This window comes from Neorhizobium sp. JUb45 (assembly GCF_004343585.1).
Taxonomy (GTDB): Bacteria; Pseudomonadota; Alphaproteobacteria; order Rhizobiales; family Rhizobiaceae; genus Neorhizobium.
Map to the genome: position 1 here is coordinate 39,854 of NZ_SLYW01000008.1, position 20,327 is coordinate 60,180.

Annotated in this window: 22 protein-coding genes; 5 read left to right on the top strand and 17 right to left on the bottom strand. The window is 55.6% G+C overall.

Annotation, left to right across the window (positions count from 1 at the left end; translation table 11 throughout):
- Positions 1-12: 12 nt before the first annotated feature.
- The 12 genes from accD to EDF70_RS23580 all read right to left on the bottom strand — a co-directional run bounded on the left by accD (position 13) and on the right by EDF70_RS23580 (position 11,952).
- A complete protein-coding gene (gene accD, locus EDF70_RS23525; protein ID WP_132278547.1) occupies positions 13-897 on the bottom strand; it encodes an acetyl-CoA carboxylase, carboxyltransferase subunit beta in 885 nt (294 codons plus the stop codon).
- A 42-nt stretch (positions 898-939) separates the two neighbouring features.
- Positions 940-1,779, bottom strand: a complete 840-nt coding sequence (gene trpA / locus EDF70_RS23530; protein WP_132278549.1) for a tryptophan synthase subunit alpha — start codon at positions 1,777-1,779, stop codon at positions 940-942.
- 1 nt (position 1,780) lies between these two features.
- A complete protein-coding gene (gene trpB, locus EDF70_RS23535) occupies positions 1,781-3,001 on the bottom strand; it encodes a tryptophan synthase subunit beta (protein ID WP_132278551.1) in 1,221 nt (406 codons plus the stop codon).
- A 3-nt stretch (positions 3,002-3,004) separates the two neighbouring features.
- On the bottom strand, positions 3,005-3,676 hold the full coding sequence (locus tag EDF70_RS23540; RefSeq protein WP_132278553.1) for a phosphoribosylanthranilate isomerase: 672 nt from the start codon (positions 3,674-3,676) through the stop codon (positions 3,005-3,007).
- Positions 3,677-3,743: 67 nt separating this feature from the next.
- Complete coding sequence (locus tag EDF70_RS23545; RefSeq protein ID WP_132278555.1) at positions 3,744-4,505, bottom strand: M48 family metallopeptidase; 762 nt, start codon at positions 4,503-4,505, stop codon at positions 3,744-3,746.
- Positions 4,506-4,588: 83 nt separating this feature from the next.
- Positions 4,589-5,011 carry a DUF2852 domain-containing protein gene (locus EDF70_RS23550; protein WP_132278557.1) on the bottom strand — a complete coding sequence of 141 codons (423 nt, stop codon included), beginning with the start codon at positions 5,009-5,011 and terminating at the stop codon, positions 4,589-4,591.
- Between the two features lie 125 nt (positions 5,012-5,136).
- Complete coding sequence (gene phaZ, locus EDF70_RS23555) at positions 5,137-6,417, bottom strand: polyhydroxyalkanoate depolymerase (protein ID WP_132278559.1); 1,281 nt, start codon at positions 6,415-6,417, stop codon at positions 5,137-5,139.
- A 224-nt stretch (positions 6,418-6,641) separates the two neighbouring features.
- A complete protein-coding gene (gyrB, locus tag EDF70_RS23560; protein WP_132278561.1) occupies positions 6,642-9,077 on the bottom strand; it encodes a DNA topoisomerase (ATP-hydrolyzing) subunit B in 2,436 nt (811 codons plus the stop codon).
- Positions 9,078-9,213: 136 nt separating this feature from the next.
- Complete coding sequence (locus tag EDF70_RS23565; protein ID WP_132278563.1) at positions 9,214-9,579, bottom strand: helix-turn-helix domain-containing protein; 366 nt, start codon at positions 9,577-9,579, stop codon at positions 9,214-9,216.
- Between the two features lie 2 nt (positions 9,580-9,581).
- Positions 9,582-10,145, bottom strand: coding sequence for a Smr/MutS family protein (locus EDF70_RS23570; RefSeq protein WP_132278565.1), 564 nt, complete (start codon positions 10,143-10,145; stop codon positions 9,582-9,584).
- On the bottom strand, positions 10,142-11,257 hold the full coding sequence (locus tag EDF70_RS23575; RefSeq protein ID WP_132278567.1) for a murein transglycosylase A: 1,116 nt from the start codon (positions 11,255-11,257) through the stop codon (positions 10,142-10,144). The genes EDF70_RS23570 and EDF70_RS23575 overlap by 4 nt, the downstream gene beginning before the upstream one ends.
- Entirely contained in the window at positions 11,254-11,952 is a 699-nt protein-coding gene (locus tag EDF70_RS23580; RefSeq protein ID WP_132278569.1) for a Tim44/TimA family putative adaptor protein, read from the bottom strand. The genes EDF70_RS23575 and EDF70_RS23580 overlap by 4 nt, the downstream gene beginning before the upstream one ends.
- 119 nt (positions 11,953-12,071) lie before the next feature.
- Between EDF70_RS23580 and EDF70_RS23585 the strand changes: the two genes are divergently transcribed.
- A complete protein-coding gene (locus EDF70_RS23585; RefSeq protein ID WP_132278571.1) occupies positions 12,072-12,593 on the top strand; it encodes an FxsA family protein in 522 nt (173 codons plus the stop codon).
- Positions 12,594-12,679: 86 nt separating this feature from the next.
- Positions 12,680-13,159: a protein-export chaperone SecB gene (gene secB / locus EDF70_RS23590; RefSeq protein ID WP_132278573.1), complete on the top strand. Its 480-nt coding sequence runs from the start codon at positions 12,680-12,682 to the stop codon at positions 13,157-13,159.
- 50 nt (positions 13,160-13,209) lie between these two features.
- On the opposite strand, the gene dnaQ is transcribed toward secB, so the two are convergent.
- The 5 genes from dnaQ to EDF70_RS23615 all read right to left on the bottom strand — a co-directional run bounded on the left by dnaQ (position 13,210) and on the right by EDF70_RS23615 (position 16,897).
- Positions 13,210-13,911 (bottom strand): DNA polymerase III subunit epsilon, encoded by a 702-nt coding sequence (dnaQ, locus tag EDF70_RS23595; protein ID WP_132278575.1) that lies wholly within the window; start codon positions 13,909-13,911, stop codon positions 13,210-13,212.
- On the bottom strand, positions 13,904-14,512 hold the full coding sequence (coaE, locus tag EDF70_RS23600) for a dephospho-CoA kinase (protein WP_132278577.1): 609 nt from the start codon (positions 14,510-14,512) through the stop codon (positions 13,904-13,906). The genes dnaQ and coaE overlap by 8 nt, the downstream gene beginning before the upstream one ends.
- Complete coding sequence (locus EDF70_RS23605) at positions 14,512-15,363, bottom strand: shikimate dehydrogenase (RefSeq protein ID WP_132278579.1); 852 nt, start codon at positions 15,361-15,363, stop codon at positions 14,512-14,514. Before EDF70_RS23605 ends, coaE begins: the two co-directional genes overlap by 1 nt.
- Entirely contained in the window at positions 15,356-15,946 is a 591-nt protein-coding gene (locus EDF70_RS23610) for a Maf-like protein (protein WP_281033633.1), read from the bottom strand. Before EDF70_RS23610 ends, EDF70_RS23605 begins: the two co-directional genes overlap by 8 nt.
- Positions 15,947-16,075: 129 nt before the next feature.
- Positions 16,076-16,897 carry a pyruvate, water dikinase regulatory protein gene (locus EDF70_RS23615; protein ID WP_132278583.1) on the bottom strand — a complete coding sequence of 274 codons (822 nt, stop codon included), beginning with the start codon at positions 16,895-16,897 and terminating at the stop codon, positions 16,076-16,078.
- A 400-nt stretch (positions 16,898-17,297) separates the two neighbouring features.
- On the opposite strand from EDF70_RS23615, the gene hemE reads away from it, so the two are divergent.
- From hemE to rho, 3 genes are all read left to right on the top strand, one after another.
- Positions 17,298-18,329: a uroporphyrinogen decarboxylase gene (hemE, locus tag EDF70_RS23620; protein ID WP_132278585.1), complete on the top strand. Its 1,032-nt coding sequence runs from the start codon at positions 17,298-17,300 to the stop codon at positions 18,327-18,329.
- Positions 18,329-18,874 carry a protoporphyrinogen oxidase HemJ gene (gene hemJ, locus EDF70_RS23625; RefSeq protein ID WP_132278587.1) on the top strand — a complete coding sequence of 182 codons (546 nt, stop codon included), beginning with the start codon at positions 18,329-18,331 and terminating at the stop codon, positions 18,872-18,874. Before hemE ends, hemJ begins: the two co-directional genes overlap by 1 nt.
- 178 nt (positions 18,875-19,052) lie before the next feature.
- On the top strand, positions 19,053-20,318 hold the full coding sequence (gene rho, locus EDF70_RS23630; protein ID WP_132278589.1) for a transcription termination factor Rho: 1,266 nt from the start codon (positions 19,053-19,055) through the stop codon (positions 20,316-20,318).
- Positions 20,319-20,327: the final 9 nt, after the last annotated feature.

Consider the following 20,327-nt stretch of genomic DNA (forward strand, 5'->3'; position numbering starts at 1 on the left):
AGCTTGATTGCCTCAAGCCGTTTGAGCAAGAGGCGCCACTTCCGTCATCGGCTGCTTCAGCAGAATGCGAAGGACCTGTGCGAGCGTCGTGGGTATATCATGGCGCTTGACGACCATGTCGACCATGCCGTGTTCCAGAAGGTATTCAGCCGTTTGAAAGCCCTCCGGCAGCTTTTCGCGCAAAGTCTGTTCGATGACGCGCTTGCCGGCAAAGCCGATTTCCGCGCCCGGCTCAGCAATATGGACGTCGCCCAACATGGCGTAGGACGCCGTGACACCACCGGTCGTCGGATTGGTGAGGACGACGATATATGGAAGGCCGGCTTCCTTGAGCATATCGACTGCGACGGTCGTGCGCGGCAACTGCATCAGCGACAGGATGCCTTCCTGCATGCGTGCACCACCGGACGCTGGGAAAATCACCAGCGGGCAATGTTCGGCAAGAGCACGCTCGCAAGCCTTGACGATTGCTTCACCGGCAGCCATGCCGAGCGAGCCGCCGATGAAATTGAATTCATGCACGACAGCAACGAGCTTCAGACCTTGAACAAGGCCGAGGCCCGCAAGGATCGTATCCTCCTGCTCCGTCTTCAGACGGCTGTCCTTCAGACGATCCGCATATTTCTTGGAATCGCGAAACTTCAGCGGATCCTGAGCGACCTTCGGCTGCGGCAGGGATTCGAAGACACCGCCGTCGAAAAGGTCTGCCAGGCGTGCCCTAGCGGGCATCTTCATATGGAAGCCGGACGCGGGAATGACCCACTTGTTATCCTCAAGATCCTTATGAAAGACCATTTCGCCGGTCTCAGGGCACTTGATCCAGAGGTTTTCCGGAACTTCGCGTCGGCCGAGCATGGAGTTGATCCGCGGCCGGACATAGTTGGTGATCCAGTTCACTGGGCATTCTCCCGATTGGAAACCACGTACAATGTGGGATTATTATTCGGCGGCAACAAGGCGCGCGGCGTGAACGCCAGTGGCAAGGCCACGCACGAAAGTTGCGACCGCTGAAACGGTATCGCCAGTGGCTGCGCCATCCTTGGTAAGGCTGCCAGCCACCTGAGCGACGATTGCCGTGCCGACGACAACGCCGTCAGCTGCGGCACCGATCGCCTTGGCATGATCCGCCGTCTTGACGCCGAAACCGACGCAGACCGGAAGATCGGTATGGCTCTTGATGCGGTTTACGGCACCGGAAACCAGCGACGGATCCGGCAGGGCCGAGCCGGTAATACCGTTCATCGATACGTAATACACGAAACCAGAGGAATTTTTGAGAACCTTCGGCAGGCGCTTATCGTCGGTCGTCGGCGTCGCGAGGCGAATAAAGTTGATGCCCTTTTCCAGCGCCGGGATGCAGAGTTCATCATCCATCTCAGCCGGCAGATCGACAACGATCAGGCCATCGATGCCGCAGGCAAGTGCATCATCCAGAAACTTCTCGACGCCGTAGATATAGATGGGATTATAGTATCCCATCAGCACGATCGGCGTTTCATTGTCCGTCTGGCGGAACAGTTTTGCAAGTTCCAGCGTCTTGGCAAGAGTCTGGCCGGCTTTCAGCGCGCGCTGGCCGGCGAGCTGGATTGCCGGGCCATCGGCCATCGGATCGGAAAACGGCATGCCGAGTTCGATGACATCGGCACCGGCACCCGGCAGCGCCTTCATGATGGCAAGCGACGTGTCGAAATCCGGGTCACCGCCCATGAAATAGGTGATCAGTGCCGGGCGGCCTTCTGCCTTCAAAGCCGCAAAACGATTGTCCATACGAGTGGTCATCTTACATCTCCATCCCGAGGATTTTCGCGACAGTGAAGATATCCTTGTCGCCACGTCCGGACAGGTTCATCAGGATGATCTCGTCCTTGCCCATTTTCGGTGCTCGCTTGATGACTTCGGCCAGTGCATGGCTGGGCTCAAGCGCGGGGATGATACCCTCGAGGCGGGTCAGCGTCTGGAAAGCTTCGAGCGCTTCATGGTCCATGATCGGGACATATTCGGCGCGACCGGTATCGGCCAGCCAGCTGTGCTCGGGGCCGATGCCAGGGTAATCGAGGCCGGCTGAAATCGAGTGGCCTTCCTTGATCTGACCATCACCATCCTGCAGCAGATAGGTGCGGTTGCCGTGCAGAACGCCCGGCGAACCGGCGGTGATGGAGGCACAGTGCTCCTCGCCCTGCAGGCCCTTGCCGCCTGCTTCGACGCCAACGATCTTGACGCTCGGATCATCGAGGAAAGGGTGGAAAATGCCGATTGCGTTCGACCCGCCGCCAACCGCTGCGATAACGACGTCAGGCAGACGGCCTTCCGCTTCCAAGATCTGCTGGCGAGCTTCCGTGCCGATGACGGCCTGAAAATCGCGAACCATTTCTGGATATGGATGCGGACCCGCGGCTGTGCCGATCAGGTAATAGGTATCATCGACATTGGTGACCCAGTCGCGCAATGCCTCGTTCATCGCATCCTTGAGCGTACCGCTACCGGCAGTGACCGGCACGACTTCGGCACCGAGTAGGCGCATGCGGAAAACGTTCGGCGCCTGACGCTCGACATCGGTTGCGCCCATATAGACGATACAAGGCAGACCAAAGCGCGCGGCGACGGTGGCAGACGCCACGCCGTGCTGGCCAGCACCGGTTTCGGCGATGATGCGGGTCTTGCCCATGCGCTTGGCAAGCAGGATCTGGCCGATGCAGTTATTGATCTTGTGCGAGCCGGTATGGTTCAGCTCTTCACGCTTGAAATAGATTTTTGCGCCGCCCAGTTCTTCGGTCAGGCGTTCAGCAAAATAAAGCGGGCTCGGTCGGCCGATATAATGCGTACCCAGCGATGCAAGCTCGGCCTGAAACTCGGGATCGGTTTTGGCCTTCTCCCACTCGTCCTGCAGATCGAGGATAAGAGGCATCAACGTTTCGGCGACAAAGCGCCCGCCGTATATGCCAAAACGTCCGTCTTCGTCCGGTCCGGACCGGAATGAATTTGGTGTCGCCGCCTGGTTCACAATCTACTCCTTGCGATCCGCCGTATCGACCGATCGCGCTTCAGCGATCGCGTCGAAAAACGTATCCATCATTTGCAGGTCCTTAACCCCCGGTGCGCTTTCCACGCCGGAGGAAATGTCTACTCCGCTCGCTGTCGTGCTCGACAGGGCAAGGCCGACATTATCCTTGTTCAGTCCACCGGAAAGCATGTAATCGACGCCAGCGTCAAGCACGGCCAGAAGATTCCAGTCGAAGGAAACGCCATTGCCCCCCGGCAGTTCGGATCCGGGCGGCGCTTTTGCATCGAGCAAAAAGCGATCTGCAAGACCATCATAGGCCTCCAGCGTTCTCAGATCCTCCGCTGTGCGGATGGACAGTGCCTTCATGACCGGCAGCCCGAACACTGCCTTGATATTCAGGACGCGTTCCGGACTCTCATGACCATGCAGCTGGAGAATATCCGGCTGCACGAAGGCGATAATGTCTTCGAGTGTCTCGTTGTCGGCATCGACTGTCACGGCGACGATCTTGACCTTGCCACGGGCGCGATCGGCCAGAGCACCGGCTTCTACCGGCTCGATGTGGCGAGGGCTTTTTTCGAAGAAGATGAAGCCGATATGGGTGGCCCCGCGCTCAATGGCGCGATCAACCGCTTCCAGCGTCTTCAGTCCGCAAATTTTGATATCGGGAACCATTGCGGCGGATTGCCATGAAAAGGCGTTTGAGTCGAGCCAAATCGACTTTTTCGCTGATGCCGAGATTTCAGGTGAAGTCGATGGCGTGAAGTTGCGAGCCATGCTGTTTAAGCCATTTCTGGGCAGCTTCCGTGCCTGGGCAAAGCTTTTGGCAAAGCGCCCAGAATTTTGGACCGTGGTTCATCTCCTTCAGATGCGCCACTTCATGGGCGGCCAAGTAATCGATGACACTCGGCGGAGCCATGACGATGCGCCAGGAAAAACTCAAATTCCCCTCCCAGGAACATGATCCCCAACGACTGCGCGTATCTTTCATCGTGATCGAGCGAACCGGTTTACCGATCTGCGCCGCATGGCGTGCGACCAGAGGTTCCAGATCGCGCCGAGCTTCCTTCTTGAGGAAAGCGGCAATGCGACGACCGACATGATCTTCCAATCCTCCGACCCTGAGAAGTGGTTCGCCATCAACCACCGTGGCTTCGGTAACGCCGCGGAGTGTGCCGGTATGAACGATCCTGTGCGGAATGCCACGCAAGGAAATCATTCCACCAGATCGCAGATCACCAGAGACGGGAAACTTTGCCAGTTTGGTGAAAAGCCAGCCCTGATGACGATCAAGAAAGTCATCAACCTCCGATCGCTTCAAACCCGTTGGCACTGTCAGTTTCAGTGAACGCCCGCCGGGCTCGATCCGCAGCGTAATGCGAGTTGCCCGACTGTTTTCCCGGATCGTTATCGGCAGCGTGCGATCGCCGACAAGAACGGTTTGTTCCGTCGAACGCAACGCTTCCGGAGGTTTGGACATCAGCTTTTTGAGGGCGGGAAACATTCGGCTCTTTTAGCAGATTCGAGGCGGTATCGCCTCAAGAAAAAACCGGCGCTGGAAAAGCGCCGGCCCATTGTCTTTGGATTTCAGCCGGTGGTCGAAAAACCGCCAGCGGAACTTCCGGGACCGCGTTCGCGCATGAAGCGATCGAACTCTTCCTGGTCCTTGGCGCGGCGAAGTTCTCGCATATATGCGTCGAACTCGCTGCGCGTCTCGTCCAGCTTGCGGCGCTGTTCCTCGATCCGTTCAAGTTCGGCGCGGCGCCAGTCGTCGAAAGCGACATTACCGGTCGAAAAATGTTGCTCATAACGACCTTGCGCGCGGCGGAAACCGGCGCACATGCCATCTACCTTTTCGCTGGCAGAGCGTTTGTAGATGCCGAGTTTGTCGCCAAACAGAATATAGGCGAGCATGGCGAGGCCCAAAGGCCAGAATACGATGAAACCGAGAACCATCAACGCGATGGTTGCCGGCGTCCAGTCCGGGCGGATCAGTGCTGACTGCGTCATGTTTCGGTATTCCTCCTAATCCCGCCGGCACGATGCCGGCTTGGATTCGATTTGGGAAATGCCGTAAGTCCGTTCAAGACGAATGTCTGGCCAATCGTTGAAGCGTTTGAAAAGACCCGCGCAATTCACACCGGCTTGCGGCGGGCTGCACGCTTTCCGCTGGTTTTGGCTTCTCCAGCCAGGGAATGCTCGCGCGCGAAGGCGATGATCCGTGGTGCGATTTCCTTGCGAAAACGCGATCCGTTGAAGACACCATAGTGACCAACATCAGGCTGCACGTAGTGCATGCGCTTTGCGTCCGGAATACCTGGGCAAATCGTGTGGCTGGCTTCCGTCTGACCCAGTCCCGAAATATCATCATTCTCGCCTTCAACGGTGAGCAACGCGACATTGCGGATCGCTTTGGTGTCGACAGGCGTGTCACGATGCATCATCTCACCCTTCGGGAGAGCGTGGCGGATGAAGACGGTATCGACTGTCTGCAGATAGAACTCTGCGGTCAGATCCATCACCGCCAGATATTCGTCATAAAACTCTCGGTGCTTTTCTGCAGACTCACCGTCATTCTTTACCAGATGCTCGAAGAATTCCTTGTGCGCCGTGAGATGGCGGTCGAGGTTCATGGACATGAACCCGGACAGTTGCAGGAAGCCGGGATAGACCGGGCGCATGCAACCGGGTTGCGGCCACGGCACATTCATCACCACATTGTCCTTGAACCAGCTGAGCGGCCGATCCTGAGCCATGGCATTGACCGCCGTCGGATTGATGCGGGTATCAATCGGCCCGCCCATGAGTGTCATCGAGGCCGGCGCAAAAGGATCATTTGCGGCTTCCATCACGGCGACGGCGGCGAGGACTGGAACGGAAGGCTGGCACACAGCCACCACATTGGTCTTCGGACCAAGGGTATGCAGCATCTCGATCACGTAATCGATATAATCATCCAGATCAAAGGTGCCTTCCGTCACAGGCACCATACGGGCATCGATCCAATCGGTGATGTAGACGTCGGCATGCGGCAGCAATGCCTCGACCGTTCCACGCAGCAAAGTGGCATAGTGGCCAGACATCGGTGCGACGAGCAGGATCTTGGGATCATCTGGCCTGCCGGGTTTCACATCGCGACGGAAATGCACAAGATTGCAGAACGGCCTGGACCATACGTTTTCTTCGATGACGTCGACTGCGGCGCCGTCCACGATCGTCTGTGGCAAATCAAATATCGGCCTTGAGTATCGGCGCGTTATACGCTCGAACACTTCCAAGCCGGCCGCCATGGTCCGCCCCATCGCGGTCTGCGACATCGGATTGAGCGGATCGCTATAAAGCAGCCGCATCGCCTCGGTCGTTGCTCGCAGTGGCGCAAGCGCCGCGTGGTTCATTTCGTAAAGTTGGTAAAACATTCTGACGCCGCCTCTGGCAAGTCGCAGAGAAGCTGTCTGTCTCGCGAACATGGACGATGCATTTGTGCCTGCTTTAGCAGGTTTTCACGAATGTGCCTATCGTCATGGCGGTGGACAGATATCCCGTCCGACTGGGACTGAGACGAGAAATTTTGTCGGTTAACAAAGTGTTTCACGTGAATCACCCACAGGAAAGATTCACGTGAAACACACTTTTTTAACTTTTAGATATCGAGGTTTGCGACGCTGAGCGCGTTTTCCTGGATAAACTCGCGGCGCGGCTCGACTTCATCACCCATCAGGCGCGAGAACAAACCGTCGGCGTCGGTTGCATCAGGCACCTTTACCTGAAGCAGCGAGCGGACGTTGGGGTCGAGTGTTGTTTCCCAAAGCTGCTCGGCGTTCATTTCGCCAAGGCCCTTGTAGCGCTGCATGGAAAGACCCTTGCGGCCGGATGCGAAAATCGCATCAAGCAGAGCGCGTGGGCCGGACACATCAAGGGTCCCGTCTTTTCGGGCGAGAACCGGTGGCGCTGCGTAGATGTCGTGAAGTCGCTGTGTCATCTGGTCAATGTGACGGGCATCGGCCGACCCGATCAGAGCATTATCGAGGAAAGCGACTTCCTTGACGCCGCGAACCATGCGCTCGAAACGAAGACCGCCCTCGCTGGTCACATGACCGGTCCAGCCGCGTTCCGTTTCCTCGGCAATAACATCGAGACGCCTTGCGACTTCGTCAGCCGTTTTCTGAGCACGTTCGCGATTATCGGTGAGTTCCGGGTTGAGAGCGCCGGCAATAGCCGCCTGCTCGATGATCGAGCGGCTGTAACGCGAATGAAGGCCATCAACGAGCGACCGCAGCCGCAGAGCATCCTGAATGACCTCGCGCAAATCGGCACCGGCGCGTACTTCGCCGGATTCCAGCGTCAACCGTGCCTCTTCAAGGCCCATGCTGATCAGATATTCTTCCAGCGCCTTCTCGTCCTTCAGATACTGAACGGACTTGCCACGGCTGACCTTATAAAGTGGCGGCTGAGCGATATAGATATGGCCGCGCTCGATCAGTTCCGGCATCTGCCGGAAGAAGAAGGTCAGCAGCAGAGTACGAATATGGGCGCCGTCGACGTCAGCGTCCGTCATGATGATGATTTTGTGGTAACGCAGCTTATCGGCGTTGAACTCGTCTTTGCCGATGGACGTGCCGAGCGCCGTGATCAGCGTACCGATTTCCTGGCTGGACAACATCTTGTCGAAGCGCGCGCGCTCGACATTGAGGATCTTGCCGCGCAGCGGAAGGATCGCCTGATTTTCACGCGAACGCCCCTGCTTGGCCGAACCACCAGCAGAGTCGCCCTCGACGAGAAAAACTTCGGACTTGGCCGGATCACGTTCCGAACAATCTGCCAGCTTACCCGGCAATGATGCGATATCGAGAGCGCCTTTACGACGGGTCAATTCGCGTGCCTTGCGGGCAGCTTCGCGTGCAACAGCCGCTTCAACGACCTTACCGACCAGGATCCTCGCATCTGCCGGATGCTCTTCGAACCAGGTGCTGAGCGCTTCATTGACGAGGCTCTCGACCACCGGACGCACTTCGGACGAGACAAGCTTGTCCTTTGTCTGCGACGAGAATTTCGGGTCCGGCACTTTTACCGAAAGAACAGCAGTCAGACCTTCGCGGCAATCTTCACCCTGAAGGGTAACCTTTTCCTTCTTGGTGATACCGGATGTATCCGCATAGGAGGTGACCTGACGCGTCAGCGCGCCACGGAAACCAGCCATATGAGTGCCGCCATCGCGCTGCGGGATGTTGTTGGTGAAGCAGAGCACGTTTTCATGGTAGCTGTCGTTCCACCACATGGCGACTTCGACGGTAATGCCGTCCTTCTCGCCACGGATTGCGACCGGCTTGTCAACGAGAGGCTTTTTGGAGCGGTCGAGATAACGGACAAAGGCCTCAAGACCACCGTCATAGACCATCTCTTCTTCGCGGATGTCAGACTTCCGCTTGTCGGTTAGCCGGATTCGTACGCCCGAATTCAGAAACGCCAATTCGCGAAGGCGATGTTCGAGCGTGCCGTAATCGAATTCCGTCATCGTGAAGGTTTCGGTACTGGCAAGGAACGTCACCTCAGTACCCGACCTGCCCTCGTACTCGCCGATGACCTTCAGCGGTGCGTCGGCCACCCCGTGGGTAAAGCCGATTTCGTGCAGCTTGCCATTACGGCGGATGCGCAGTTTCAGCCAAACCGAAAGCGCATTGACAACCGAGACGCCAACGCCGTGCAGACCGCCAGAAACCTTGTAGGAATTCTGGTCGAACTTTCCACCTGCGTGAAGCTGGGTCATGATGACTTCAGCCGCCGAAACGCCCTCACCAGTATGGATGTCGGTGGGAATACCGCGTCCGTTGTCGGTGACGGTAACCGAGCCATCAGCATTCAGCGTGACGGTTACGATATCGGCATGACCGGCAAGTGCTTCATCGATGGCGTTGTCAACGACCTCATAGACCATGTGATGCAGGCCGGACCCGTCATCCGTATCGCCGATATACATGCCTGGGCGCTTGCGAACCGCATCCAGTCCCTTCAGGACCTTGATCGAATCCGCGCCGTATTCAGAACTCGCGCCGCTGTCGTTGACGGGTGTTTCGCTCATCAATGATCTTTCCAATTAACGTGGTTCGGCGATCTGGCGAATCACCGTATTTCGTGCCACTGAATATAAGAAATCCGGGCAGATTTCCAAAGCGCTGAGGCATTTTTCGCGCATTTAACCCGGGATTATGTGGCGCTCAGCCAGAAGGGCTACCACTTTCAAGAACCTTCGTCAGTTGCTCTAGCATGTCTGGTGACAAAGAGCGAATCTCCTTGGCCAGACGATTGGCAAACGCGGTATATTCCGGCGGCAGATCACGGGTATCGACAACGACCCGCGGATCAGATGCTTGCGCCAGCATGAACAGCTCTTCGGCTTCATCCCAGATGATGTTGAAATAGCCGGCGACGCGCTGGAGAAAATCGAAACTCGGCTTTCCTCTGTGGCCGTGCTCCAATGCGGACAAATAGGCAGCCGACACGCCGATCGCTGCCGCCATATCGGACTGTCGGACGCCTTTGCGTAAGCGCAATTCCCGCAATGCATGACCGAATGGTGTCATGTTCAACTACCTGCTCGACGGCTCAACCGAACATAAAGGGCGCCCTCGCCGCCATGCTGCCGGGCTGCCGGTTCGTAAGACGAGATGAGAAATCGAAACTCTGGCTTCGAAAACCAAAAGGGTACGGCCCGCTTCAACGCGCCTTCACTGCCGAAGGAGCTGCCCTTGCCTGTGATTACCAGCACATGCCTCAAACCGCGGTCATGCGCCCGCAACAGGAAATCCAGAAGGATGCCATGTGCATCACTCTGGATAAGACCATGCAGATCGATGCGTGCCTCCAGCGCCAGATGACCTCTTGCAAGCTTGCGCTTGACCGGTTTTTCGAGCGGATGGTGAATCTTTCGATCTGGCTGCAGGGTCTTTGGCACTGGGTCAATCTGTACGGCATTCCTGCCATTCGGTTCGGCAGTCGATTTTTTTCCGGACATCGCCTCATCGGGTTGTTCGAAAAGAGCTTCAAATTTCAGCAGATCTTCAAGACGGCCGGCCATGGGTTTTGCAGAGCGTGCAACCTTGCCCCACAGGATCCTGTCTTCGGTCGTCAGCTTGCGATCGCCCTTCATGGCGCAAACCTTGCGGCTGCAGCTTTGGGGAGAAGAATGTAGAAATCTGCCGGATGCTTGATGATGCCGGCCTGCTCACCGGCATCATAACCGGAACCCGTGAAAATATCGCCGCGGGCAGGCCCCACAATCGCCGAGCCGGTATCGAGTGCCAGCATTGTGCGCGCAAAAGGCTTTCCACCATCGAGATGCGTCAAGCTCGTCGAGCGGATGAAGAAGGGAAAGCCGAACGTGTGAATAAGGCGATCAACCGCCAACGAGCGACCTGCCACCAGAGGAACCTTGGCGGCAGCGATTGGCCCCTGATCAAGACCCGCCACAGCCGCCTCACGAAAGAATATGTAGGACCGGTTATGCCAGAGCACCTCATCGACCTTAGCCGGATTCTCGCTCAACCAATCACGGATGGTCTGCATGGATACGGTTGTCGGATCGATCTCTCCACGATCAATCAGCAGGCGTCCGATTGCGGAAAATGGGTGGCCCGCCTTGGCGGCATAAGTAATGCGCCCGATACAGCCATCGGGATAACGCAGTCGTGCGGCACCCTGTACATGCGTGAAGAAGACATCGATCTTCGACTTCGCCCAGGCGATCTCCAAACCCTGCCCTTGAAGATATCCACGGTCTATCTCTCCCCGATCCGGATAGGGGTCGATTACGCCATCGCGCAACCTGGCGAAAGCATAGGAAGGATCGAGTGAAAGCGTGCGGTTGCCATCGTCGATATCGATCAGATCTGCGGGACGACGATAAAATGGATAGCGGTATGTTTCGTCAGGCTGATCCGAGACATCGATTTCCGGCTCGAAAAATCCGGTCACGAAACCGGACTTTTCATCTGAGCGCCGGATCATGAACGGTAGACAATGTTCTTCAAAAAAAAGCCGGGTAGCATCCGGCCCAGAAATTTGAAAACCTGCCGCCGCTTTCAAAAGCGGTAGCAGGTCGTCGGTTGAGAGCCCTAAAGACCCGGTTCGATAAGGTTTGGCTTTCTCGAGATAGTCGAGACAGTCCCGCATTACGGAAAACAGTGCGGACGGATCGTCCTCGTTCCAACCGACGATATCTTTATAGGTCGTGGGCGTGAGGGCGTATTCTATCGTGTTCATTGTTCGGATTCGGTAGCGATCAACTTCCAGTTCGGATCCCGTGAGCGAATATCGCGTGCAAAGGTCCAGATATCGGTAACCTCGGCAACGGTATCGGCTTCACCATCGACAACACTTCCAGCCGTGTCATAGGTCGCGGAAATCAGATGGCTGACAATGCGGATGGTGATCTGCGCTTCAGAATCCTTTACCACCGCGTTGACGATGTCAGCCTTGTCTATGCCAACAAAACTCGACTTCACCACCTCGCCGCGGGCTTCACGCTGGGAAATCGCCCCATCAAAGCCTTCAAAGACCTCCTTCGACAGCAAGCCCTTCAAGGTTTTGCGATCGCCATCGGCAAATGCCATCACGATCATTTCATAGGCCATGCCCGCGCCCTTGACGAATTCCTTGGGATTGAAGCTCGGATCGGCCTGGATAAGATCACGAATCGCCGAATTGAGTTCCGTGCCTGGCTTTGCCAAAGCATCCACATCTGCCCATCGTTGCTCTTCATCAACCTGATCACGGCGCGGCAGTGTTACGACCTTGCCATCATCGGCAGAGACCGGCTTGGCGGCATCGCGCGCCGAAAACGGATCGACCGGTGGCTTTTCATGGCCTGTACGACGGCCGAGTACGCTGCGCAGCTGCAAAAAAATCAGCACGGCGGCCACCAGAAAAAACAGTGTAATGAAATCGTTCGCGCCCATCTTCACCCGCAGTGATCATTTAAATTGTTGTCTAGCTTTCACATATAGTCTGCAACTGCCGATCATTCAAATGCGGCGCCTGAGATAAGGGCCGCCTACAAGACAGGATTCCAGGCGCAATGCCCCTTATTCTTCTGCCGATCATCTTTCTCGGCCTGCCGCTTATCGAAATTGCCGGTTTTGTGTTGGTCGGCAATGCAATCGGTCTTTGGCCGACCCTCGCTCTTGTCATCCTGACCTCGCTCATCGGCGCCGTTCTTTTGCGGCGCCAGGGTATCAGCGTGCTTCAGGAAGCCAATCGTGAAAGCCAGGAAGGCAAACTGCCCGGCAGATCGCTGGTCAGTGGCGCCATGGTTGTTGTTGCCGGTGTGCTGCTGATATTGCCCGGCTTCTTTACCGACATCATCGGGTTGTTGCTTTTCATTCCACCCGTTCGCCATTTCATCTGGTCCCTGATCGGCAAGCGCGTGGTGGTGATGCGCACTTCGCGAAATGGTACTTCGGCTTCATACACCTCGGGAAATGCCGAGAATGCCAAGCGTCCAGCCCAACCGAACGTTCTTGACCTTGACGAAAATGATTTCAGTCGAGGTCCGAACCCCTCTTCACCCTGGTCCGATCCGGATAACCGCAAGGACTGATAGCGCTGTCGCTCTGTTCCGCAGGGTTGTAAGCGCGAAACTGAAATGTTAGACGGCCTCACAGTCCAAAGCCGCGAGGAATTCCAATGGCAAACGAACCAGAGACCCAGGCTTCCAACCCGTCGCTCAGCATCCTTGCGCAGTACACGAAGGATTTGTCCTTTGAAAACCCGGGCGCACCGCGGTCGCTGCAGGCTCGTGATACGGCGCCGGCGATCAATATCAACGTGAATGTCAACGCCAACCCGCTGTCGGATTCTGACTTCGACGTCGTTTTGACGCTGAATGCTCAGGCAATGGAAGGCGACAAGGTCGTGTTCGCAGCCGAGTTGGTTTATGGCGGCGTCTTCCGCATCACCGGCTTCCCGCAGGAGCACATGCTACCGGTTCTCTTTATCGAGTGCCCGCGCCTGCTCTTCCCGTTTGCCCGCCAGATCATCGCTGATGTGACCCGCAATGGCGGTTTCCCGCCGCTGATGATCGACCCTATCGATTTCGCGCAGATGTTCTCGCAGCGTATTGCCGAAGAGCAGACCCGCTCGAAGGTTCAGGCCCTCGACAGCTAAGCCAACCACATCTGAATATGAAAAAAGCCCGGTTTTTCCGGGCTTTTTTCTTACTGGTATTGTTTCCAAATCGCCTTATCGCCCATCGTCGCAATAAGTTTCTGGTGGCCTTCCATGTCCGCCGGCGAAAGCCGAACTGGCAGAGTGCCCGGTCGCGGCGGGATTTCGAGAACGGCATCGTCGTCCTCTTCCTGAACCACTTCCACCTTCTGTTTGACATCGACCAGACCAAGCGCCGTCTGCCGGCCACCAATCATCTCGATATAAACTTCGGCCAGAAGCTCGGAGTCGAGCAGAGCGCCGTGCTTGGTACGGTGCGAGTTGTCGATGCCATAACGACGGCAGAGCGCATCGAGTGAATTTGGACCCATCGGATGTTTCCGGCGAGCCATGGACAAGGTGTCGATAACCTGTTCACTTACTACTGGTGCCAGACCAAGCCGATCGAACTCGGCATTGATGAAGCCGATATCGAAGTTCGCGTTATGGGCAATCCACTTCGCATCGTGGAAAAATTCCTGAAGCTCTTCGACGATTTCGGCGAAGCTCGGTTTGTCTTTCAGGAATTCATCGGTCAGTCCATGAACGGCAAGCGCATCCGGATGGACTTTGCGATCTCCGGGCGAAATGTACTTGTGAAAGGTACGGCCTGTCGGAAAATGATCGACAAGTTCGATGCCGCCGATTTCGATAACGCGATCGGTCTTCGATTCCAGACCCGTTGTTTCCGTATCAAAGATGATCTCACGCATCGCTTTTCTCGCTCATCTTTCCTGCCCGCAGGCTTTTTATAATACCGCTTACCCGCTTGCGGGCAGCATCCAGCCCATCACCGGTATCAATTACAAAATCAGCTTTTTGGCGTTTTTCCAGATCCGGTATCTGGCGTGACAAAATCAACTCGAATTTTTCTTCTGTCATGTTCGGTCGCGCAAGTACGCGCTGGCGCTGTATTTTTGGATCACAGCTCACCACGACGATGACGTCAACCGCGTTTTCCCGACCGCTTTCGAACAATAGAGGAATGTCGAGAAGCACGATACCGGCACCGGCATGTCTCTGACGATCCAGAAAGTGGCCTTCTCGCTGCCGAACCAGTGGATGCACGATAGCTTCAAGCGTCTTGAAACCATCGGAATTTTCCGCCAATTGCCGCGAGAGTTCCTGTCTATCGATGATGCCATTCTTGATCGTACCCGGAAAGGCCTGACCGACCGGCTTCACAGCTTCGGACTGATAAAGATCATGGACCACTGCATCCGCATCATTAACCGGTATTCCCTCTTCCGCGAAGAATTTCGCGGTTGTCGATTTCCCCATTCCAATGGAGCCGGTGAGGCCAACAATGATCATCAATGGCCTTCCATGTCTTTTATGACCAACTGACGAAGCTGCTGATCGACGACGGGGCGAACACCGAACCATTTTTCAAAACCGGGGACGGCTTGGTGAAGGAGCATTCCCAATCCATCCACCGTCGAAAAACCCTGCTCTTCTGCCTGGGCCAGAAAGCTGGTTTTTAATGGCACATAGACAATGTCTGTCACCAGGGCGCCTTCGGCCAGCGAGCTGAAATCGATAGCCATCGCTTCAGACCCTTCCATGCCCAATGATGTCGTATTGATGAAAAGGCCCGCGCCTTTGAGAACCTCGGCTAGCGCATCGATCGGCTGAGCATGGATGCTTGGCCCAAAATGGTCGGCAAGTTGCCGGGCGCGATCGATGGTCCGATTAACGACGTGGATTTCCTTGATGCCCCGGTTGCGAAGCGATTGGATAACCGAGCGGCTTGCACCGCCGGCACCAAGTATCACCGCAGTCGCAACCTTGTCCCAGCCCCGTCGATGATGGTCGAGATTGGCTGTGAACCCATGACCATCGGTGTTGGTGGCGTGGATTAGTCCATCCTCCAGCCAGAGCGTATTGGCCGCACCCAGCTCTTCGGCAAGCTCATCAGGCCTGTCAGCCAGCTGGTAGGCTGCCTCCTTGTGAGGAATGGTGACGTTGCCACCACGGTAGATCTTTCCGTCTCTCAAATGGCCGATGAATGCAGCAAAATCACCTGGGCTGATTTCCAGCGCCTCATAATGTCCGTTGATGCCAAACCGACCGAGCCAGTGATTGTGGATCATGGGCGAACGGGAATGACTGATAGGAAAACCCGTAACGAAGGCGCGCAATTGCGTTTCACGTGAATCAACCATCGATAGCCACCAGTTCACGCAGCTTTTCGAGCAGGGCCAACATGGGCAATCCGACGATGGTAAAATAGTCGCCGTCTATTTTCGAGAACAACTGAATTCCAACTCCCTCCAGCTGATAGGAGCCAACGCTCTTGAGAACATCAGGCCCTACACGGCCGAGATAATGATCGACAAACTCTGAAGACAGCGGCCGCATTGTCAGATCGGCATGACCCACATATTCCCATAGAATACGGTCATCTCTGACGATGACGACGGCGCTATTCAGACGATGGGTCTTTCCCGACAAGGACTGCAGATTGTCTTTGGCCTCTTCAAGAGAGGCCGCCTTATGATAAATGCGGGAACCAAGCGACATCGTCTGATCCGATCCGATGACCAGACTACCCGGACGGGACTGTGCGACATTTCTTGCTTTGGCTTCGGCGAGAACTGTTGCCACCTTCGCCGGTTCGGCATCCATTAGCTCTGCTTCTATTGCTCGCTCGTCGATATCCGCGGCCTGGTGGTCAAACGTTAGTCCGGCATTGCTCATAAGCATGCGTCGAAACGGACTGGAAGATGCAAGAACAAGGGGCGTGATCACGGGCTATCCTGAAAACAATGTCCGAAGCCCTACATCGAAGCATGGAGGAACAATCGGCATTCTGGAACTGTGCATATCGCCACTGAAAGCTGACTTCAGTTTTCGGGCACATGCGCCGGATTCGCCTTAGCGCAGCCTCGGTCGCAGCGCAACGATCGCCGCAGCAGTCTCCTCTATCGAGCGCCTGGTCACATCGATTATCGGCCAATTGTGGCGGGTGCAAAGCGCGCGAGCATATTTCAGCTCTTCGTTGATTGCGGCGCGATCAACATAATGACCGTGATCATATGACATCGAATTTCCGAGTTCGCGATTTTCGCGAACCTGCGAAATCCTATCCGTTGTCGCAACCAGCCCGACGATGACAGGACGGCTGGCACTCAAAAGGGCTGGAGGCAGTTCAACGCCCGGGACAATAGGAATATTGGCGGCCTTTATACCACGATTTGCCAGATAGATGCTCGTGGGTGTCTTCGATGTTCTGCTGATGCCGATGATCACCACATCCGCTTCATTATAATCTTCGGGCAACTGCCCGTCGTCGTGATCCATGGCAAAATTCAGAGCCTCGATCCGCGCAAAATATTCAGCATTGAGAACATGCTGAGCACCCACACGGCGATGGGAGGGCGCGCCGAGAAAATTCTGAAACACGGCCATAACGGGCTCGAGAAGATTGACTGTCGGCACCGACATTTCGCGGCAACGGGTCTCTATCAGCGTTGCCAGTTCCGCATCCATGACGGTGTAAATCACGATCCCGGGTGTCTCATCGATCTCTTCCAGCACGGGTAGAAGCTGTCGCCGGTTTCGGATCAATGGATAGACATGTTCAACCGGCACCGCGTTGGTGAACTGGACTGCTGCTGCACGGCCGGCGGAAACGAGAGTGTCGCCCGTCGAGTCAGAAATGAGGTGCAGATGGAAGAAGTTTTTCCTGTTCTCCACGTTAAACTTGGTCCCCTGTTGATAGTCTGGGAGAGATCTGTGCCTCAGTCTGAGCTGGCGTCGACCGGCCGGATAAGTTCGGATTTATCCACAAATCACCGTCGAGCGGAAAGCTTTTCGAACCTGTTTGGGATTCAGTGGACAATTCGTCGCTGTTCATCGGCAATTCACAGCTTATACACAGGGTTGTGAAAAAATCCATAAACTTAAATATCTGAATTAAAAAGGATATTTTTGATATTCGACATTCGGTAGGAAAAGCGATCAGAATTATGAAAACGTGCAGACGCTGAACCTCATGTCGTGGAAAACCAAGGTACAGGCTTTAGTCCTTGCTACTCACAGACTCTAAGAAATAGAAGAATCTTTTATATAAGATATTTAGTTTTAGGAGACTTGTGTGACGGACGTACGCCGAACGATTTTGGAAGTCCTAAACGGGGAAACCGTCTCACCTCCGCCAATCTGGCTGATGAGGCAGGCAGGTCGCTATCTGCCGGAGTACAGAGCGACACGCGCGCAAGCCGGTAGCTTTCTCGACCTCTGTTATAATCCGGAATTGGCAGCAGAGGTGACCCTGCAGCCAATCCGGCGTTATGGCTTCGATGCTTCCATTCTGTTTTCCGATATCCTCGTCATTCCAGATGCCTTGAAAAGGAATGTGCGTTTCCTTGAGGGTGTTGGACCACAGATGGATCCGATCGATGCCGACGGGATCGACCAGCTGGATGCATCCAATGTGATGACGCATCTTGCACCGGTGTTCGAAACGGTCCGTCGCCTGCGTCGCGATCTTCCAGCCGAGACAACGCTTCTCGGCTTCTGCGGTGCGCCCTGGACCGTTGCCACCTACATGATCGCTGGAAAAGGTACGCCCGATCAGGCGCCTGCCCGTCTGTTCGCCTACAGATATCCAAAGGCCTTTGCTTCACTTCTGATGCAGCTTGCGGATATCTCTGTCGATTACCTTGTCGGTCAGTTGGACGCCGGTGCAGACGCAGTGCAGATTTTCGACTCCTGGGCCGGTGTGCTGGGCGAGGAAGAGTTTGCCGCTTTCGCCATCGCACCCGTTGCCCGGATCATCGAGGGTGTCCGTGCTCGCCGACCTGGCGCAAAGATAATCGCTTTCGCCAAGGGTGCTGGGTTCAACCTCAAGACCTATCGCCAGAAAACCGGCGCCGACGCCATTGGCCTTGATTGGTCCGTGCCGCTGAACTTTGCAGCTGAACTGCAAAAGGACGGGCCGGTGCAGGGCAATCTCGATCCGATGCGCGTGGTGGCCGGCGGTCAGTCTTTGGATGACGGAATTGACAGGATCCTTCAGACCCTCGGCAATGGCCCGCTAATTTTCAATCTCGGCCATGGGATCACCCCTGAAGCCAACCCGGATCATGTTACTGCCTTGGTGAAGCGTGTCCGGAGCTTTGGCTGATGAACGAACAGGAGTTACAGACGGACGAGAAGCCCGGTCGACGTGCCAGGCGGCGTGCCGCGGTAGCGCTCGCCATCTTCGTGCTTTTGCTTCTGGCAGTCGTCTCCTGGCGGCCGGATGACCTGTTTCTGTGGATCAAGGCACTGCATGTGATTGCCGTCATCTCCTGGATGGCAGGCTTACTCTATCTGCCGCGTCTTTTCATCTACCATACCGATGCGCCGGTTGGGTCCGTCCAGTCGGAAACCTTCAAGATGATGGAGCAGCGGCTTTACCGGGTGATCATGAACCCGGCGATGATGCTGTCCTGGATTTTGGGTTTGTATCTTGCCTGGACCGTTTATGAGTTTCAGGGCGGCTGGCTGCATGCCAAAATCGCAATGGTATTTTTATTGACGATCGTGCATGTGATGTTTGGACGCAGCATGCGGCGGTTTGCCCAGGACGGGCCACGCAGGACCGCGCGTTACTGGCGTCTGATCAATGAAATCCCGACGGTTTTGATGATTGTGATCGTGATTCTGGTGATCGTGAAACCGTTTTGATATCCGGGATAGAAATATTTGCGCTTGTCCCCCCCTTGCGGTAAGGGGCGGGAATCGCTATTTTCCCGGCCATCTCTTCTCTCGTGCATGTGTGCAGGTTCACAGTCTGCGGATTTTCTCCGCAGGAACGAATTCCACCGACACGGCTTCCCCTCGAAATTGAAATGGTCCTTCCTTCATGGCTGAAATGAAGCTTCAAGAACTCAAGAGCAAATCTCCGACCGATTTGCTTGCCTTCGCGGAAACGATGGAGGTTGAGAACGCCAGCACCATGCGCAAGCAGGAACTGATGTTCGCGATATTGAAGGTTCTTGCCAGCCAGGACGTTGAGATCATCGGTGAAGGCGTGGTCGAAGTTCTTCAAGACGGCTTCGGTTTTCTGCGGTCCGCCAATGCCAACTATTTGCCGGGTCCGGACGACATTTACATTTCGCCTTCTCAGATCCGTCGCTTTTCTCTGAAGACCGGCGATACCGTTGAGGGTCCGATCCGTGGACCGAAGGAAGGAGAGCGTTATTTTGCGCTTCTCAAGGTCAATACGATCAATTTCGACGATCCGGAAAAGATCCGTCACAAGGTCCATTTCGACAATCTGACGCCGCTCTACCCGAATGAGCGCTTCAAAATGGAACTCGACATCCCGACGTCGAAGGATAATTCGGCACGTGTTATCGATCTGGTCGCACCGCTCGGCAAAGGCCAGCGTGGTTTGATCGTGGCACCGCCGCGCACCGGTAAAACGGTTCTTCTCCAGAACATCGCTCATTCGATCACGGCCAATCATCCGGAATGCTATCTGATCGTTCTTCTTATCGATGAACGGCCTGAAGAAGTGACGGACATGCAGCGTTCGGTGAAGGGCGAGGTTGTGTCCTCGACCTTCGACGAGCCGGCCGTTCGTCACGTTCAGGTTGCGGAGATGGTCATCGAAAAGGCCAAGCGCCTCGTGGAACATGGCCGAGATGTCGTCATTCTTCTCGATTCGATCACTCGTCTTGGTCGCGCTTACAACACCGTGGTGCCCTCCTCCGGCAAGGTTCTGACCGGTGGTGTAGATGCCAACGCACTGCAGCGTCCGAAGCGTTTCTTCGGTGCTGCCCGTAATATCGAAGAAGGCGGTTCGCTGACGATCATCGCGACGGCGCTGATCGACACTGGCAGCCGTATGGACGAAGTCATCTTCGAAGAATTCAAGGGCACCGGTAACTCGGAAATCGTTCTTGATCGCAAGGTCGCCGACAAGCGTATCTTCCCTGCCATGGATATCCTCAAGTCCGGCACGCGTAAGGAAGACCTGTTGGTACCACGTCAGGATCTGCAGAAGATCTTTGTTCTACGTCGTATTCTGGCTCCGATGGGTACGACCGATGCGATCGAGTTCCTTATCGACAAGCTCAAGCAGACGAAGAACAACGGCGATTTCTTCGATTCCATGAACACCTGATCCTTAGCC